Annotated in this window: 14 protein-coding genes and 1 pseudogene; 8 read left to right on the top strand and 7 right to left on the bottom strand. The window is 68.9% G+C overall.

Features of this window, described 5'->3' with window-relative positions; all coding sequences use genetic code 11:
- Positions 1 to 85 precede the first annotated feature (85 nt).
- Positions 86 to 648: pseudogene (locus tag CEX87_RS13940) on the bottom strand (TetR/AcrR family transcriptional regulator).
- 121 nt (positions 649 to 769) lie between these two features.
- On the opposite strand from CEX87_RS13940, the gene CEX87_RS13935 reads away from it, so the two are divergent.
- The gene (locus CEX87_RS13935; protein WP_094287765.1) at positions 770 to 1,279 is read left to right on the top strand and encodes a cupin domain-containing protein; all 510 of its coding nucleotides are present in this window, start codon (positions 770 to 772) and stop codon (positions 1,277 to 1,279) included.
- Here the strand turns inward: CEX87_RS13935 and CEX87_RS13930 are convergent.
- Positions 1,269 to 3,806, bottom strand: a complete 2,538-nt coding sequence (locus tag CEX87_RS13930) for an excinuclease ABC subunit UvrA (protein WP_094287763.1) — start codon at positions 3,804 to 3,806, stop codon at positions 1,269 to 1,271. The genes CEX87_RS13935 and CEX87_RS13930 overlap by 11 nt on opposite strands.
- Before the next feature lie 220 nt (positions 3,807 to 4,026).
- Here CEX87_RS13930 and CEX87_RS13925 point away from each other — a divergent pair, with 220 nt between their 5' ends.
- Positions 4,027 to 5,724 carry a DEAD/DEAH box helicase gene (locus tag CEX87_RS13925; protein ID WP_094287761.1) on the top strand — a complete coding sequence of 566 codons (1,698 nt, stop codon included), beginning with the start codon at positions 4,027 to 4,029 and terminating at the stop codon, positions 5,722 to 5,724.
- Here the strand turns inward: CEX87_RS13925 and CEX87_RS13920 are convergent.
- From CEX87_RS13920 to CEX87_RS13910, 3 genes are read right to left on the bottom strand one after another with little or no spacing between them, the layout of a single operon-like run.
- Complete coding sequence (locus CEX87_RS13920; protein ID WP_064399750.1) at positions 5,721 to 6,218, bottom strand: SRPBCC family protein; 498 nt, start codon at positions 6,216 to 6,218, stop codon at positions 5,721 to 5,723. The two genes, CEX87_RS13925 and CEX87_RS13920, sit on opposite strands and share 4 nt — an antisense overlap.
- Before the next feature lie 36 nt (positions 6,219 to 6,254).
- Positions 6,255 to 6,521: an addiction module protein gene (locus tag CEX87_RS13915; RefSeq protein ID WP_094287759.1), complete on the bottom strand. Its 267-nt coding sequence runs from the start codon at positions 6,519 to 6,521 to the stop codon at positions 6,255 to 6,257.
- Between the two features lie 9 nt (positions 6,522 to 6,530).
- Positions 6,531 to 7,346 carry an HAD-IIA family hydrolase gene (locus CEX87_RS13910; protein ID WP_094287757.1) on the bottom strand — a complete coding sequence of 272 codons (816 nt, stop codon included), beginning with the start codon at positions 7,344 to 7,346 and terminating at the stop codon, positions 6,531 to 6,533.
- Positions 7,347 to 7,500: 154 nt separating this feature from the next.
- Here CEX87_RS13910 and CEX87_RS13905 point away from each other — a divergent pair, with 154 nt between their 5' ends.
- On the top strand, positions 7,501 to 8,928 hold the full coding sequence (locus CEX87_RS13905) for an FAD-dependent oxidoreductase (protein ID WP_233151386.1): 1,428 nt from the start codon (positions 7,501 to 7,503) through the stop codon (positions 8,926 to 8,928).
- Here CEX87_RS13905 and CEX87_RS13900 read toward each other — a convergent pair.
- On the bottom strand, positions 8,838 to 10,241 hold the full coding sequence (locus CEX87_RS13900; protein WP_094287852.1) for a PH domain-containing protein: 1,404 nt from the start codon (positions 10,239 to 10,241) through the stop codon (positions 8,838 to 8,840). The genes CEX87_RS13905 and CEX87_RS13900 overlap by 91 nt on opposite strands.
- Positions 10,242 to 10,297: 56 nt before the next feature.
- Positions 10,298 to 10,792 carry a PH domain-containing protein gene (locus tag CEX87_RS13895; RefSeq protein ID WP_064419962.1) on the bottom strand — a complete coding sequence of 165 codons (495 nt, stop codon included), beginning with the start codon at positions 10,790 to 10,792 and terminating at the stop codon, positions 10,298 to 10,300.
- A gap of 56 nt (positions 10,793 to 10,848) precedes the next feature.
- Between CEX87_RS13895 and CEX87_RS13890 the strand changes: the two genes are divergently transcribed.
- Genes CEX87_RS13890 through CEX87_RS13870 form a run of 5 tightly spaced genes read left to right on the top strand, consistent with a single transcriptional unit; the run spans position 10,849 to position 16,866 of the window.
- Positions 10,849 to 11,760, top strand: coding sequence for an SDR family NAD(P)-dependent oxidoreductase (locus CEX87_RS13890; protein ID WP_094287851.1), 912 nt, complete (start codon positions 10,849 to 10,851; stop codon positions 11,758 to 11,760).
- Positions 11,760 to 13,013, top strand: coding sequence for a molybdopterin molybdotransferase MoeA (gene moeA, locus CEX87_RS13885; protein WP_094287755.1), 1,254 nt, complete (start codon positions 11,760 to 11,762; stop codon positions 13,011 to 13,013). The genes CEX87_RS13890 and moeA overlap by 1 nt, the downstream gene beginning before the upstream one ends.
- 58 nt (positions 13,014 to 13,071) lie before the next feature.
- Entirely contained in the window at positions 13,072 to 13,800 is a 729-nt protein-coding gene (locus tag CEX87_RS13880; protein WP_094287753.1) for a phosphatidylserine decarboxylase, read from the top strand.
- Positions 13,797 to 14,657, top strand: a complete 861-nt coding sequence (locus tag CEX87_RS13875) for a CDP-alcohol phosphatidyltransferase family protein (protein ID WP_198957224.1) — start codon at positions 13,797 to 13,799, stop codon at positions 14,655 to 14,657. The genes CEX87_RS13880 and CEX87_RS13875 overlap by 4 nt, the downstream gene beginning before the upstream one ends.
- Positions 14,650 to 16,866, top strand: coding sequence for an AAA family ATPase (locus tag CEX87_RS13870; RefSeq protein WP_094287751.1), 2,217 nt, complete (start codon positions 14,650 to 14,652; stop codon positions 16,864 to 16,866). Before CEX87_RS13875 ends, CEX87_RS13870 begins: the two co-directional genes overlap by 8 nt.
- Positions 16,867 to 16,930: the final 64 nt, after the last annotated feature.

The raw sequence follows: 16,930 nt of genomic DNA, 5'->3' as shown, positions 1-16,930 counted from the left end.
CCCGACCTAGCACTCACCGGTCGCGAGTGCCAATTGCCTTTCTAGCACTCGGGCATGGCGAGTGCAAGATCGCATGCGCACCCGTTCAGGCCGCTCGCAGGCCGTCCAGCACCACCTCGGTGAGCCGCTCGGCTTGTTCGGGGTTGGCGTCCTGGATCGCGAAGCAGCCGGCAAGGATCGCCTTCACGTCGAGCACGTCGACATCGCGCCGGGCGGTCCCGGCATCCTGAGCCGCCTCGAGCAGGCCGCCGAGGAAGTCGAGGAAGGCCTGCACGGTCTCCGGGATGACCGCCGCAAGGTCGATGCCTTCCCCCGCCATCGCGTCCTTCAGGCCCCGATCGGCCGCTCCCCATTGCAGGACCAGCGACCTCAGCAAAACGAACAGCGCCCTCCCGGCGACACACCCTCGATCAGGGCCCGGCCCTCGGCGACGAGGCTGTCGATCCGGTCCTCGACGACCGCGCGGTACAGGTCCGCCTTGGCCGGGAAGTGGCGGTACACCGTGCCCGCGCCCACGCCGGCACGTCGGGCGATCTCGTCGATCGGCACCGCGAGGCCGTCGGTCGCGAACGCGGCATAGGCGACCTCCAACACGCGGGCGCGATTGCGCAGGGCGTCGGCACGCAGCGGCCGGTCGGTCGCACTCACGTCATCACCTCCGAATCAGACTATGGGGGACCCCGGCGGCTCGAACACGGAACTGCGAGGAGCTGCCCGGCGTCACGTATCCGGTGCCGGCGGTGGTCTGACCGTGGCAGGGTGGGTTGGCATGTCGCTCGTCGATCCCCGGCAGGTGCCGCCCTACCCGCCTCCGCGGTACACCGCGCCCGAACCGGAGGCCAGTGCCTGGGTGCGACGTGGCACCGAGCCGGCAGACTACGACTCGTTCGGGCTCGTCAAATACCACTACCTCGCCGACCAGAAAGCCACCGACGGCGACTACGGGCTGTACCGCGTGGACATCGCACCGAACGGCGGCGGGCCGGGACCCCACTTTCACCGCGCGATATCGGAGGCCTTCTTTGTACTGTCGGGAACGGTGCGGCTCTACGACGGCACCGACTGGTTCGACGGCAATCCCACCGATTTCTTCTACGTGCCGCCCGGCGGCATCCACGGCTTCCGCAACGAGGCCGACGCGCCGACGTCGCTGTTGATGCTGTTCGCTCCCGGCGCCCCACGCGAGCACTACTTCGAGGGATTCGCCGCGCTGGGCGACTTGACCGACGAGGAACGCCGGGAGTGGTTCATCCGCAACGACAACTTCTTCATCGAGTGACCAGCCGCGCGGCCAGATACGGCGCCGTGCGACTGCCCTTCGCCCGGCTCACCTTCTGCGGTGTGCCCGCCGCGACGACGCGGCCGCCGTCGTGGCCCGCGCCCGGTCCGAGGTCGATCACCCAATCCGCCCCGGAGACCATCCGCATATCGTGTTCGGCCACCACCACCGTGTTGCCCGCGTCGACGAGGCGATGCAGTTGGGCGTCGAGGAGATCCACATCCGCCGGATGCAGTCCCGTCGTCGGTTCGTCGAGGACATAGATCGTGTGGCCGCGACGGGGCCGCTGCAGTTCAGACGCCAGCTTGATGCGCTGGGCCTCCCCTCCGGACAGTTCGGTGGCGGGCTGACCGAGACGCAGATATCCCAGCCCGACCTCACGCAGCGTCGTCAGGCTGCGCGATGCACCTGGGATGTCTTCGAGGAACTGTGCGGCATCGTCGACGGTCATGGCGAGGACGTCGGCGATCGTGTGGTCGCGGTAGCGCACCCGCAGCGTGGCTTCGTTGTAGCGGGCGCCCCCGCACGTCGGGCAGGTGGCGTAGGTGCCAGGCAGGAACAGCAGTTCGACTGATACGAAGCCCTCCCCCTGGCAGGTCTCGCATCGACCTTCTGCGACGTTGAACGAGAACCGGCCCGCCGTCCAGCCCCGGCGGCGTGCGGCCGGCGTCGCGGCGAACACCCGTCGGACCGCGTCGAACAGGCCGGTGTAGGTGGCCAGCGTCGAACGCGGGGTGCGCCCGATCGGCCGCTGGTCGACGGCGACCAGTCGGTCGATCACATCGACGCCCTCCGCCATGACCCCGATGCTGGCGTCGTGATCGAGGTCGACGATCTCGGCGTCGGAATCGTCGGTGTCGCTATCGCTTTCGGCCATCCCCACGGCGCGGCCCAGATGGCGGTTCACCACATCGCCGAGAACCTTGACGACGAGCGTCGACTTACCTGAACCGGATACACCGGTGACCGCGGTGTAGACGCCGAGCGGCAGGTCGACATCCACGTCGCGCAGATTGTGAAAACAGACGCCGCGCAATCGCAGTCGTGACGACGGCTCGCGCGGGGTCCGAGGTTCGGCCGCCTCGTCACCGAACAGGTATCGGCGGGTGATCGACTCGTCGACGTCGTTCAGGCCGGAGACGGGTCCGCTGTAGAGCACCCGTCCTCCGTGCTCGCCCGCGCCGGGGCCGACGTCGACGATCCAGTCGGCCCGGCGCACGACATCCATGTCGTGTTCGACGATGAACAGCGAATTGCCCGCTCGCCGAAGGCGATCCAGAACGTCGAGCAACGGCTCCGCATCGGCGGGATGCAGGCCGGCCGACGGCTCGTCCAGCACGTAGAGCACACCGAACAATCCGGCTCGCAGCTGCGTGGCCAGCCGCAGCCGCTGCAGTTCACCCGGAGACACGGTGGGGGTGCGGCGGTTCAGCGTCAGATAGCCGAGGCCGAGGTCGACGAGCACCTGGATGCGGGCGACCAGATCGGCGGCGATCATCGTGGCGACCTCGGTGAACTCACCGGATGCGGTCGACTCGAACGCCGGGGCGGCGTCCTTGCGGGCCGCGGTCGGCCGCAGCGCACCGGCGAGTTCGGCCAGCGGCATCGCCACGTAGTCGGCGATGGTGCGACCCGCGAAGGTAACCTTCAGCGCCTCGGGTCGCAGCCCCGCTCCGCGACATACCCCGCATTCGACGCTGTCGACGAACTGCAGGACGCGTCGGCGCATCATCGCGCTCTGCGAGTTCGCCAGCGTGTGCCGGACGTGGCGTTCGGCGCTGGAGAATGTTCCGTTGTAGTAGTAGTCCGCCGCGACCGGATGCTGGCTCGGATCGATCTCGACGGTGGGCTGCTCGTCGGTGAACAGTATCCAATCACGTTGCCGCTTGGGCAATTTCCGCCATGGCTTGTCGATGTCGAACCCCAGCGTGATGAGGATGTCGCGCAGGTTCTGGCCCTGCCAGGCGCCCGGCCACGCCGCGACGGCACCCTCGCGGATGGTCAACGAAGGGTCCGGCACGAGCGTCTGCTCGGTCACCTCATGGATCCGCCCGAGACCGTGACACTTCGGGCAGGCGCCGACGGCCGTGTTCGGGGAGAACGCGTCGGAGTCGAGTCGTTCGGTGGCGCCGCGCGGGTACGTGCCGGCACGGGAGAATAGCATCCTCAAGAGGTTGGACAGCGTCGTGACGGTGCCGACCGTGGACCGTGAGGTGGCCGTCCCCCTGCGCTGCTGCAGGGCCACGGCCGGGGGCAGCCCGGTGATGTCGTCGACCTTGGGCGCGCCGGTCGGCAGCAGCAGGCGCCGCGCGTATGGAGACACGGACTCGAAGTACCTGCGCTGCGCCTCGGCGTAGATGGTGCCGAATGCCAGCGACGATTTGCCGGAACCGGAGATGCCGGTGAATGCCACCAGCGCGTCGCGCGGGGCGGCGACGTCCACACCCCGTAAGTTGTGTACGCGGGTACCGAAGACGCGGACGCATGGGTCGATGTCGTCGCTGCGGGTAGTGGGGGTTGGCGACATGGTTGGCGGAGAGTACCCACCTCGCGCCAGGACAAGCACCGTGTTTGCTGTGCGCAGTTCCCACGGGGTCGCGACGCAGCGTCTGTCCCTCGGCGCGCAGCGGCGGTTCGCAGCCGCCGGCCATGTTCGACACACCGGCGGTCCGGCGACACGCCACGCAGAGATGCGAGGCCGTAATCCGTTGCGCTAGGCTGCTGTCCGATCAGTGAGGAGTCTTTGGGTGCGGGCAGACACAGCGCCCGACACCCAGGCTTTGCGAGGCTGGCAGCGTCGGGCATTGGTGCGGTATCTTGGCGCCAAACCGCGTGATTTCCTGGCCGTCGCTACCCCCGGCGCGGGCAAGACGACGTTTGCCCTGCGCGTGGCCGGCGAGCTGTTGGCCGACGGCACCGTCGAGCGCGTCACCGTCGTCGTGCCGACCGAGCATCTCAAGATCCAGTGGGCGCTGGCGGCCGCCAGGCTCGGCCTGTCGCTGGACCCGAAGTTCTCCAACAGCGCCGCTCACCACTCGTCGGAGTACCACGGCGTCGTCGTGACCTACGCCCAGGTGGCCAGCCACCCCACCCGGCACCGGGTGCGCACCGAGAACTACCGCACGCTGGTCATCTTCGACGAGATCCACCATGGCGGCGATGCGAAGAGCTGGGGCGAGGCCATGCGCGAGGCGTTCAACGACGCCACCCGCCGGCTGGCGCTGACCGGTACACCGTTCCGCAGCGACGACAGCCCGATCCCCTTCGTCACCTATGAGCCCGACGGCACCGGCGTGATGCGGTCGCGGGCCGATCACATCTACGGGTACTCCGACGCGCTGGCCGACGGGGTGGTGCGGCCCGTGGTGTTCATGGCGTACTCCGGGGAAGCGCGCTGGCGCACCAGTGCGGGCGAGGAGTTTTCGGCGCGCCTCGGCGAACCGCTCAACGCCGAGCAGACCGCACGGGCCTGGCGCACGGTGCTCGACCCGAACGGCGAGTGGATTCCGGCGGTGCTGCAGGCCGCCGACACCCGGCTGTCCCAGCTGCGCAACGGCGGGGTGCCCGACGCGGGCGCGATGGTGATCGCCTCGGACCAGAAAGCCGCCCGCGCGTACGCCAAGGTGCTGACGACGCTGACCGGGGAGGCGCCGACGCTCGTCCTGTCCGACGACCCCGGCTCCTCCGACCGCATCGCCGAATACGCGACAGGCATGAGTCGTTGGCTGGTCGCGGTGCGCATGGTCTCCGAGGGTGTCGACGTGCCGCGACTCGCCGTCGGCGTGTATGCGACATCCGCGTCGACCCCGCTGTTCTTCGCCCAGGCGATCGGACGCTACGTCCGCTCCCGGCGCCCCGGTGAGACCGCGAGCATCTTCCTGCCGTCGGTGCCCGCGCTGCTCGACCTGGCCAGCGAGATGGAGGCACAGCGCGACCACGTGCTCGGCAAGCCGCACCGCGAGTCGCAGGGCGAGTGGGACGACGCGGCCCTCGAGGACGCCAACAAGACGAAGGACGAGCTGGGCGAGGCCGACAACGGCTTCGAGATGTTGGGCGCCGACGCCGAGCTCGACCAGGTGATCTTCGATGGCTCGTCGTTCGGTACCGCAGCGGCCGTCGGCAGCGAGGACGAGGCCGACTACCTCGGGATCCCCGGCCTGCTCGCCCCCGACCAGATGCGGGACCTGTTGCGACGCAGGCAGGAAGAACAACTCACCCGCCAGACCGCCTCGGGCGAGGTGCCGCGGGTCTCCACCCACGGCCAACTGCGCGAGCTGCGCAAGGAACTCAACACGCTGGTGTCCATCGCCCACCACCGCACCGGTAAGCCACACGGCTGGATCCACAAGGAGCTGCGCCGGATCTGCGGCGGCCCGGCGGTCGCGGCGGCGACGACCGATCAGCTCCGCGCCCGCATCGAGGCGGTACGCACCCTGCAGTCCTAGCTGCGCGACTCGGCGATCGAGGCGAGGTTCTTCAGCGAGTTGTCGAGGTGCTGCGGTTCGAACGGCGGGAACTCGATGTCGCGCATGTGCGGCGCCACGTTCGACCAGTCGTAGGTCAACGTGACCGCCGTCCGGTCTTCGGCCACTGCGTCGAGGTCGTATCGCCATAGCCATCCGCCCCATTGGAGTTCGGTGGCGTTCATCAGATAGCCCCGCTGCTCGGGACCCTGGCCCGGCAGCCAACCGATGGCGCGCGGCCGGTCCAGAACCTCGACCCGGTTGGCCATCTCGTAGTACTTCTCTGGGTGGTTGTCGTGGTGCATGCCCATCCGGAAAACCTGGCCGACCTCGGTCAGGGGTTCGGAGTCGAGCGGCTCGCGCACCCATCCGGTGCCGTCGATCGCCTGGTGCGTCGACGGGTCGGCGAGCACGTCGAACACGGTCTCGATCGGGGCGTTGACGGTGGTGGTCGCGTGGATGCGTTGTTCAGTCATGTCGATACAGACTGCGGCGGGCACGAAAAGTCATCGTCAGAAGACTCCACACCCGGCCACCCCACAGACCCACGAGCTGATCAACAGCAGCGGCCAGAGCACGACGGCCACGACCAGGGCCGCGATGTTGGCAAAGATGGTGAAGTCGCCGGACAGCGCCGCCTCGAGCTGGCCGATCAACTCGATGTGAAACATCGCGTAACCGACTCCGATCACGATATAGACCAGCGTGATCCACAGCGCCAGCTCCAAATAGGTGTTGATACCCCGCTGCAGCAACATCTGCTGCATTCGCTCCCACATCGATGCCCCCTACAGTCCGAGAAGCTGCGGCAGGTCGGCCACGGAGTCGATCACATAATTCGGTTGCATCGCGAATTCGTCTGCCGCCCAACGATCCAACGTATCCTGGCGAAACTTGCCCGTGCGCACCAACACGCCGGTCATACCGACCACCTGCGCCGCCAGCACGTCGTTGTTGAGGTCGTCGCCGACCATGTACATCTCGTCGGGTTCGACCCCGAGCCGACTCGCCGCGGCGAGGAAGCCCTCGGGGGCGGGCTTGCCGACCGCGGTGGCTTTGCGACCGGAGGTCTCCTCCATGCCGAGCAGGTACATGCCGGTGTCCACGCGCAACCCGTCGGTCGTCGTCCATGCGGTGCTGCGGTGCATCGCGACCACCGGCACGCCGTGGGTCATCCAGTCGTAGACCCACGACAACGTCAGGTGGCTGTACTCCGGACCCGCACCGCCGAGCAGGATGACGTCCGGGGTCTCCGGTGCGCGGGGACCGCTGCACTCGTGCGAGTAGACGACGTCGATGCCGGGCATGTCCTCGGCGATCTGCCCGCTGTTGACGAGGAAGCAACGCGCATCCGGATACCGGTCGCGCACATATTGCGCGGTCAACACCGCGGCCGTGATGACCTCATCGGGCCGGACCGCCATCCCCGCTTCGGAGAGCAGTTCGGCGATCTGCATGCGGGTCTTGGTCGTCGTGTTGGTCAGGTACGCGCAGGCAACCTGGTTGTCGGTCAACGTACGGACCGTCTGGGCCGCGCCTTCGATCGGACGCCACGAGGTCACCAACACGCCATCGATGTCGAACAGCACCCCACCGATAGCCATGGCCCGACAGTAAACGGCCTAAGCGTGCGCGCAAATCGTGGAGGTCTCGCGGATTCGAGTAGTGGCCTACGCTAGTGCGGCTTGGCTGGACGCCGAAAACTGTTCGTTACCAGGGCCGATACCCGGCCACGAATCGCGAGGTAAGGAGTGGGCGATGCCAGTCGTAGGCGAACGAGCGGTCGTTCTCGGCGCGAGTATGGCGGGATTGCTCGCCGCCAGGGTTCTCGCGGACAGCTATCGGACGGTCACCGTGGTGGAACGTGACGCGCTGCCGACCGGGCCCACGCCCAGGCGCGGAGTCCCGCAGGGCAAGCTGATACACGCCCTACTCGCGCGCGGGGCACAGGTGCTCGATGAGTTGTTGCCGGGCATCCTCGATGAACTCGTCGCAGACGGCGCGATCAGATGGGACGGCGACTACTCCAAGATCTGCTTCTCGTTCGGCGGCCATCAACTCGTGCAATCGGGCCGCTGCCCGTCGCCCGACGCGATGCCCTTCTATTTCCAGAGCCGACCGTTTCTCGATTGGCATGTGTTGCGGCGCATGCGCGACGTCCCCAACGTGACGATCCTGGAGCGGCACGACGTGGTCTCTCTGCGGGCGACAACCGACCGCAGCCGGGTGACGGGCGTCGACGTGATCGACCGTGACACCCGCGAGGTGAGAATGTTGGACGGCGACCTCGTCGTCGATGCGACCGGGCGTGGTTCCCGGACACCCCTGTTCCTCGAACAGCTGGGGTATGGCCGTCCGCCGGTAGACGAGGTGGTCGTGCAGTTGGCGTACGCCTGCCAGCCGGTGCGCATCAGACCCGGCAGGATCTCGGAGAACTTCATCGCGGTCATGCCCGAGCACAACCGCCCGAAAATGTTCGCAATCGCGTGCTGCGAGAACGGCGCGGCGATGTTCGGGGTCGGTTCCATGGCGGGCCACGAGCCGCCCGACACGCCTGCCGGCATGCTCGAGTTCGCGGCCGATTTCGTGCCGCCAGATGTGTTGGCCGCCCTCGCGGACGCCGAACCGCTCGGCCCCGTGGTGAATTACCGTGTGCCGTCCAACCGGTGGCGCCGCTACGACAAGATGCGCCGGCTGCCGGACGGGCTGCTGGTGCTCGGGGACGCGGTGTGCAGCTTCAACCCCATCTACGGACAGGGCATGACAGTCGCGGCCGTCGAGGCGACCGTGCTGCGCGACTGCCTGCGGCGCGGCGACAGGAATCTGGCCCACCGCTTCTTCCGGTCCAGCGCCAAGACGATCCGCATCGCCTGGCAGACCGCCGTCGGATCGGATCTGGCGCTGCCCGAAGTCGAAGGAACTGTGCCACTGTCGATCCGGCTGATCAACGCCTACTTGGAGCGGGTGTTGACGGCGTCTGAAACGGACCCGACGGTCATGCTGCAGTTCCTGCGTGTACTGGGGATGGTCGATCCGCCGGCGAAACTCTTCTCGCCCTTGTTCATGGTGCGGGTGCTACGTCGACAGCGACCCCACTATCGACGCGCCCATGCTGTGTCGGCCACCCACGGCGACGCCTGCGCCGCGATCGACCACGCCAGCGTCGCGGGTACGTCGATCACCTGATAGTGCTTGACCCCGGCGGCCGTCGCGGCCACCAGTGTCGCTACCCCGGCGCGCCGCTGCATCCACGTCTGGCGCACGGTCCAGCCGATGATGCCCGAGGCGTCGATGCAGTCGCGGCGGCGCTGCAGGCTTCCCGTACGCGCGACCAGCCAACCGTCTCCCACGCGATGCCCCAACGACCGTGCGCGGTCGAACGCCAGCAGCGCGCAGCACCCGGAGAACAGAACCCAGAGCACCCACGCCCATATCGGCGTCGGCGCCGCCAACAGCGCCACCGCCGCCGCGGCGGGCAGCACCGTCGCCCGGCTCCAGCGCCTGCGCGTGGCGACGGGGCCGTGTGCACGAAGCGGCCCGGTCACCGCGTCGGGGCATTCGATCAGATTCGTCAACACCTCGTCGGCGCTGCGCTTGGGGCACGGCGGCAACAACAGCGACGACTCACCCTCTCCGCCGACACCGGTCATCACCGCGTCGAGGCGTGCGCCGCCGAACAGCCTCACCAGCAACGGTTCCCGAAGCGTGCCTCCGCGTAGACGGCGCATGTCGAAGGTGTTTTCGCGGACGCGGATCAGCCCGTATTTCAGATGCAGCACCTCGAAGTCCCTTCGCAGTTCGAGGTTGCCGTAGGTCAATAACGACTGCAGCACCGAGAGGACGACGGAGGCCAGCACAAGCACCGCCACGCCGAGCGCGATGCCGGCCGCCACGCCGAGGCTCCTGGCCGTGTCGAGCCACGATCGGGCAAGGCCCGATTCGTGCACGCCGCTGTCGACACCCACCTGATAGGCCACGCCGACCGCGGCGGCGATCATCGCCAGGCCGGTGAAGCTCAGCGGGCTGTAGCGCAACCACGACGGCGTCCACCGCGCGAGCACGCGACCAGGTTCCGACGGCTTGTCCTCCTCCACCGCAAGGGATTCGGCCAGCAACACCGCGCGCAGCCTGCCGACCTGCTCGGTGGGCACGGCGTCGAGCGCGAACTCTGCGTCACCCCTGGCCTCCTGGCCGGTGCTGACCCGCAGCACCGTCAGCCCCAGCAACCGGTGCAGCAGGCGGGCGTCGGTAGACACCGACCGAATCCTGTTGCGCGGCACCGAGAGTTCCTTGCGCTGCAACACACCGGTGCGCAGCTGCACATCGCTCGGCCCCACGCGGAATGTGGTGGTGAACCAGCGCGCCAAGCCGATCGCGACGGTGATCCCCAGCACCGCGACAGCCAGAAGCGGGTTGCCGGTCGCCGAGCCGAGCACCAGCGTGCCGACGAGCACCGGGATCTGGCGTACCACCTCGTGAACGGGGTGCACCAACAGCATCCGCGGGCTCAGGCGTTGCCACTCCTCGCCGGCAGGCTGCTGCCACCCGGTGACCGTCACGTCGCGTCCTCGGTTCCCAGCGCGGCGATGTCGGTGAGACGGGCGACGACCGCGTCGGCCACCTCGGCGTCCAGCGCGACGATGCGGACCGCGCCCGCCGAGGACGCCGTCGTCACCGTCACGTTCGCGAGCCCGAACAACCGGTCCAGCGGACCGCGTTCGGTGTCGACGGTCTGCACGCGCGAGATCGGCGCGATGCGGCGCTCCTGGGTCCACCAACCGGTGCGGGTGTACACCGCCCGCGGATCGATGTCCCACCGGTGCACCCGGTACCGCCACCACGGCACGACGACGACGAACGTCACGATGCCTAGGAGCGTGCCCAGCGCCGCGAGCGCATGCACCCACCAGGGCTGCGGGTCCACCACGAACCACACCAGTTGTGCGAGCACCGCGAACGACCACGGGATCGCCGCGCCGATCGCCCACACCAGTGGCGCCTTGCGGCTCGGCTTGTTCGCGGGGTCCAAGAATTCCACGACATCGGTCATCAGGCGTCCAGCCTAGGTAACCGCGAGTCCGTCGGCCGCTGAGTATGTTGATCGTCATGGGCAGCAAATGGACCGTGGCCGACATACCGGACCAGTCCGGGCGAACCGCGATCGTGACAGGCGCCAACAGCGGGCTGGGTTATGACACCGCGGCCGCCCTGGCAGGCGCGGGCGCCGCGGTGGTGCTCGCGGTGCGCAACCTCGACAAAGGCAGGGAGGCGGTCGAGGGCATCAAGAGGTCGAGTCCCGACGCCGTGGTCAGCCTGCAGGAACTCGATCTCTCCTCGCTGGACAGCGTCCGCAGGGCCGCCGACGAGCTGCGCGCCGCGCACCCGCGCATCGATCTGCTGATCAACAACGCAGGCGTGATGTACGTGCCGAGTCGCGAGACCACCAAAGACGGTTTCGAGATGCAGTTCGGCACCAACCACCTCGGCCACTTCGCGTTGACGGGCCTGCTGCTCGACAACCTGCGTAGCGTCGACGGGTCGCGCATCGTGACGGTCAGCAGCGTCGGCCACCGGATCATGGCTCGAATCCGCTTCGAGGACCCGCACTTCGAGACCGGATACAACCGGATTCAAGCCTATGGACAGTCCAAGCTGGCCAATCTGCTGTTCACCTACGAACTGCAGCGGCGCCTGGCTGCCGGCGGCGCGCCGACCATCGCGGCCGCTGCCCACCCCGGCTTCTCGGACACCGAATTGATGCGCTACATACCGGTTTTCGTTCCGGACATCGTGTGGAAGATCTTCACCCAGCCTGCGGACAAGGGTGCGCTGCCCACGCTTCGCGCGGCCACCGACCCGGGCGTGCAGGGCGGGCAGTACTACGGCCCCGACGGTATCGGCGAGGTGAAGGGACATCCGAAACTCGTCGCCTCGAGCGCACAATCGCACGACGAAGACATACAGCGCCGGTTGTGGACCATGTCCGAGGAACTGACCGGCGTCACGTACCCCGTCTGATGCGGACCGTCGAAGAGCATCAGCGCGTCGTCGCCGTGTTGATCACCGCCCGTCCAGCGGTCAGCGTTCCCATCGCCGACGCACTGGGCTTGGTGCTGGCCGAGGACGTCGTCGCGCCGTTGTCGCTGCCCGGCTTCGACAACTCCGCGATGGACGGCTATGCCGTCATGGTCGATGACGTCGCTTCGGCCACGCCCGAGAACCCGGTCCGGTTGCCCGTCGCCGAGGACATCCCCGCCGGCCGCACTGACCTTCTCACGCTGAAACCCGGTGTGGCACATCGGATCATGACCGGGGCTATGCTTCCTGCCGGTGCGACGGCCGTGGTGCCGGTGGAGGCGACGAACGCGGCGACCGACACCGTGGAGATCCGCGCAACCGCCCGAGACGGCCAGCACATCCGGCGCGCCGGTGAGGACGTCACGGCCGGTACGGCCGTGCTACGCGCGAGTCAGCTCGTCACACCGGCCGCGCTCGGGTTGGCCGCCGCACTGGGTCTTGCCGAGTTGACGGTGATACCGCGCCAGCGCGTGCTGGTGATGTCGACCGGCACCGAGCTCGTCGCACCCGGCACACCGCTGGCACCGGGTCAGATCTACGAATCGAACGCGGTGATGCTCGCCGCGGCGCTGCGCGACACCGGCGCCGACGTAGTGGCCTCCCCCATGACGGGCGACGACGTCGAATCGTTCCGCGCCGCCCTTGCAAAGCACACCGGTGACGCCGACCTGATCATCACGACGGGTGGGGTGAGCGCGGGCGCGTACGAGGTCGTCAAGGATGCGCTCGGAGCTCCGACGCCTGCGACATCGGGCCTCGGCGGGTCGGTGGACTTCGTCAAGGTCGCGATGCAGCCGGGCATGCCGCAGGGCTGCGGCGTCATCACCACCGCGGGCTCGCCCGCATCACCGCAGCGGGACATCCCAATCGTCACGCTGCCCGGCAACCCGGTCAGCGCGCTGGTCTCTTTCGAGGTGTTCCTGCGCGCGCCGCTGCGCATCGCGATGGGGCTGCCGAACCCCGCCCGGCCGCGCCGGGACGCCGTGCTGACCGAGGACCTCACCTCGCCGCGCGGAAAACGCCAGTTCCGTCGCGGCGTGCTCGACGCGGCCGCCGGGACGGTGACCAGCTACGGACCGCCCGCCTCACACCACCTGCGGTGGCTGGCCTCGGCGAACTGTCTGCTGGAGATCGCCGAGGATGTCGACGCTCTTTCGGCCGGGTCGACGGTCCAGGTGTGGGACCTGACCTGATTTCCCGGCGGACCGGCCAATGCCGCGTCGCGCACCCGGCCCGTAGAATCGCGGGACGATGGCCAGACGCCCCGACCTGAAATCCGGCCCCGCGCGGCTCTTGGCGCTGGCCCGTACCACGATCCCCCCGATGCATCCCGCGGGACTGCCGTTCGTCGGCGCGAGCCTGACGCTGGCCGCGCTCGGGCGCCGGAACTCGTGGCTGCGTGGCGCCGCGCTGGCATCGGCTGCCGCCAACGCCGCGTTCTTCCGCCACCCGCCGCGCGTACCGCCCACCCGGCCCGGTCTGGTCGTCGCCCCCGCTGACGGCTTGATCTGCCTGATCGAGGAGGCCGCGCCACCGGCCGAACTCGGTTTACCCCCAACACCATTGCCCCGTATCAGCATCTTCCTGTCGGTCTTTGACGCACATGTGCAGCGCGCCCCGATCAGCGGTGAGGTCGTCGCGGTCGAGCACCGCCCGGGCTTGTTCGGCTCGGCCGAGTTGGAGGCGGCCAGCGAGGACAACGAACGCAACAGCGTGCTGATCCGCACCGCCGACGGCGTCGAGGTGATCGCCGTACAGATCGCCGGCCTGGTGGCGCGGCGCATCGTGTGCGAGGCAAAGGTGGGCGACGATTTGGCGATCGGCGAGACCTACGGGCTGATCCGCTACGGCTCGCGGCTGGACACGTACCTGCCCGCCGGATCGCGCATCCTGGTGACGGTGGGGCAGCGCGCGCTGGCGGGCGAGACGGTATTGGCCGAGCTGGAGCCCGCTGTCGCCGGCCGGGTGGCTTCGGCGTGATCCGGCCCCGCATCAAGCGCTCCGTCGTCAGCCTGCGCATCCTGCCCAGCGCGATGACGGTCGCCGCGATCTGCCTGGGGCTGAGCGCGGTCAAGATGGCGCTGGACGACCGGCCGACCGAGGCGATGGCGTTTCTGGCGGTCGCCGCCATACTCGACGCGCTCGACGGCCGCATTGCGCGCGCCCTGAAGGCGACGTCGAGGATGGGCGAGGAGATCGATTCGCTCGCCGATGCCGTGAACTTCGGTGTCGCACCGGCTTTCATCGTCTACGGCACGCTGCTGTCGAAGTCGGAGGTCGGCTGGATCGTGGTGCTGGTGTACGCGGTGTGCATAGTGCTGCGCCTGGCCAGGTTCAACGCGATGCTCGACGTCGACAAACCGGACTACGAGAAGAAGTACTTCGTCGGCATGCCCGCGCCGGCAGGTGCGATCGGCGCGATCGGTCCGCTTGCCGCCAAGATGCAGTTCGGTGACGGCTGGTGGACCTCGGAACCCGCCGTCGTCATCTGGATGCTCGGCGTCTCGGCGCTGGTGGTCAGTACGATCCCGATGCGCAAGATCCACACGTTCTCGGTGCCGCCCAACATGGTCGCGCCGCTGCTGGCGTTCGTGGCGATCGGCGTGGCCGCCGCGATCCTCTATGGCTACCTGGTGATCCTGATCATCATCGCCGCCTACGTCCTACACATCCCGTTCGCCATCCGCACCCGCCGGTTCCTGGCCGCGCACCCCGAAGTCTGGGACGACAAACCACGCCAGCAGCGCGCCGCCCGGCGGGCAATCCGCCGGGCCCAGCCGCACCGCCGGTCGGTGATGCGACTGGGACTGCGCAGACCCGGCACCCGACATGACTGAACTGCAGTCCGACCGCCCGGCCCCCCGGGCGCACCTCACGCTGACCGCGCGACTGAACACCTCGGCGCTCGACTCGCGTAGGGGTGTGGTGCGCCTGCATCCGGAAGCCATTGCCGCGCTGGGCATCCGCGAATGGGATGCGGTGTCGCTGACCGGTTCGCGCACCACCGCCGCGGTGGCCGCAGAGGCACCCGCCGGTGTTCCCGCCGGCACCGCGCTGCTCGACGACGTCACGCTGTCCAATGCCGGGCTGCGTGAAGACACCACCGTGCTGGTCGCGCCCGTGACCGTCTACGGCGCTCGATCGGTGACGCTGTCGGGCTCGCGGCTGGCCAGCCAGTCGATCTCCCAGGCCACGCTGCGACAAGCGTTGCTGGGCAAGGTGATGACGGTCGGTGACACGGTGTCGCTGCTGCCGCGGGAGCTGGGACCCGACATCCCGTCCTCGCGCGCGACCGCGGCGCTTGCCTCGTCGGTCGGCATCACCTGGACCTCCGAACTGCTGACGGTGACCGGCACCGACCCCGCGGGACCCGTGAGTGTGCAACCCAATTCGGCGGTCTGCTGGGCCGACGGTTCACCGGGCGGATCCGTCGCACCCGCTTCGGACACTGCGATCGGTCAGGCGGTGGTAACCGCACCGCAGACATCGCAACCGACGCTGAGCGTCGACGACCTCAAGGGATCTCAAGCCGAGGCGCAGCGCCTGACCGAATGGCTCAATCTCGCACTCGACCGGCCCGAACTGCTTGAAACCCTCGGTGCCACAGCCAATCTGGGCGTCCTGGTATCGGGCCCGGCCGGCGTCGGCAAGGCAGCGCTGGTGCGCGCGGTCTGCGCCAACCGGCGACTGGTCGAACTCGACGGACCGGAGGTCGGCTCGCTACGCGCCGAGGACCGGATCGCGAGGGTGGCGTCGGCGGTGGCGACCGTCCGCGACGGCGGCGGCGTGCTGTTGATCGCCGACATCGACGCGCTGCTGCCGGCCACCGCCGAACCGGTGGCCACGCTGATCCTCACCGAACTCCGCAACGCGGTCGCCACCCGCGGTGTGGCGTTCGTCGCGACGTCGCAGCAGCCCGACAACGTCGACGTCCGGTTACGCGCGCCCGACCTGTGCGACCGCGAACTCGGGCTGAGCCTGCCCGACGGCGCGATCCGCAGGCAGCTGCTCGAGGTGCTGTTGCGCGAGGTGCCTGCCAAGGACCTCGATCTCGACGAGATCGCCGAGCGCACACCGGGATTCGTAGTCGCGGACCTGGCCGCGCTGGTCCGTGAGGCGGCTCTGCGGGCCGCGGCGCGCGCCAGCGCCGACGGTGAGCCGCCCGCCCTGGTCCAGGACGATCTGCTGGGCGCTACGACCGTCATCCGCCCGCTGTCACGCTCGGCCACCGAAGAGGTCTCGGTCGGCTCGGTGACGCTCGACGACGTCGGCGACATGGCCGACACCAAACAGGCGCTCACCGAGGCGGTGCTGTGGCCGCTGCAGCACCCCGACACATTCCAGCGTCTCGGCGTGGCGCCGCCCCGCGGTGTGCTGCTCTACGGCCCACCCGGTTGCGGCAAGACGTTCGTGGTGCGGGCGCTGGCCAGTTCGGGGCGGTTGTCGGTGCACGCCGTCAAGGGTGCCGAGCTGATGGACAAATGGGTCGGCTCGTCGGAGAAGGCCGTGCGGGAACTGTTCCGGCGCGCCCGCGACTCGGCCCCGTCGCTGGTGTTCCTCGACGAGATCGACGCGCTCGCGCCGCGGCGCGGTCAGAGCTTCGACTCGGGTGTCACCGACCGCGTGGTGGCGGCGCTGCTGACCGAACTCGACGGCATCGAACCGCTGCGCGACGTGGTGGTGGTCGGTGCAACGAACCGGCCCGATCTGATCGACCCGGCCCTGCTGCGTCCCGGTCGGCTGGAGAAGCTCGTGTTCGTCGAACCCCCCGACGCCGAGGCCCGTCGCGAGATCCTGCGCACGGCCGGCAAGTCCGTCCCGCTCGCCGACGACGTCGATCTCGGCGCCCTGGCCGGGGAACTCGAGGGCTACAGCGCCGCCGACTGCGTCGCGTTGTTGCGCGAGGCGGCGCTGACCGCGATGCGGCGCTCGATCGACGCCGCCGATGTCACCGCCGACGACGTCGCGGCCGCGCGCGAGGCGGTGCGCCCGTCGCTGGACGCGGCACAGGTCGAGTCGCTGCGGGCGTTCTCGGCCGCTCGCTGACCACGTCCCCGGGCGGCTCCCCTCCCGAGCATCCAACGCGAGTCCAATCCCCTCCGCGAGTGTG

It is taken from the genome of Mycobacterium lehmannii, from assembly GCF_002245535.1.
Classification (GTDB): Bacteria; Actinomycetota; Actinomycetes; order Mycobacteriales; family Mycobacteriaceae; genus Mycobacterium; species Mycobacterium lehmannii.
The sequence above is the reverse complement of the archived record's forward strand: the minus strand, read 5'-3'. Positions and strand labels throughout refer to the sequence as shown.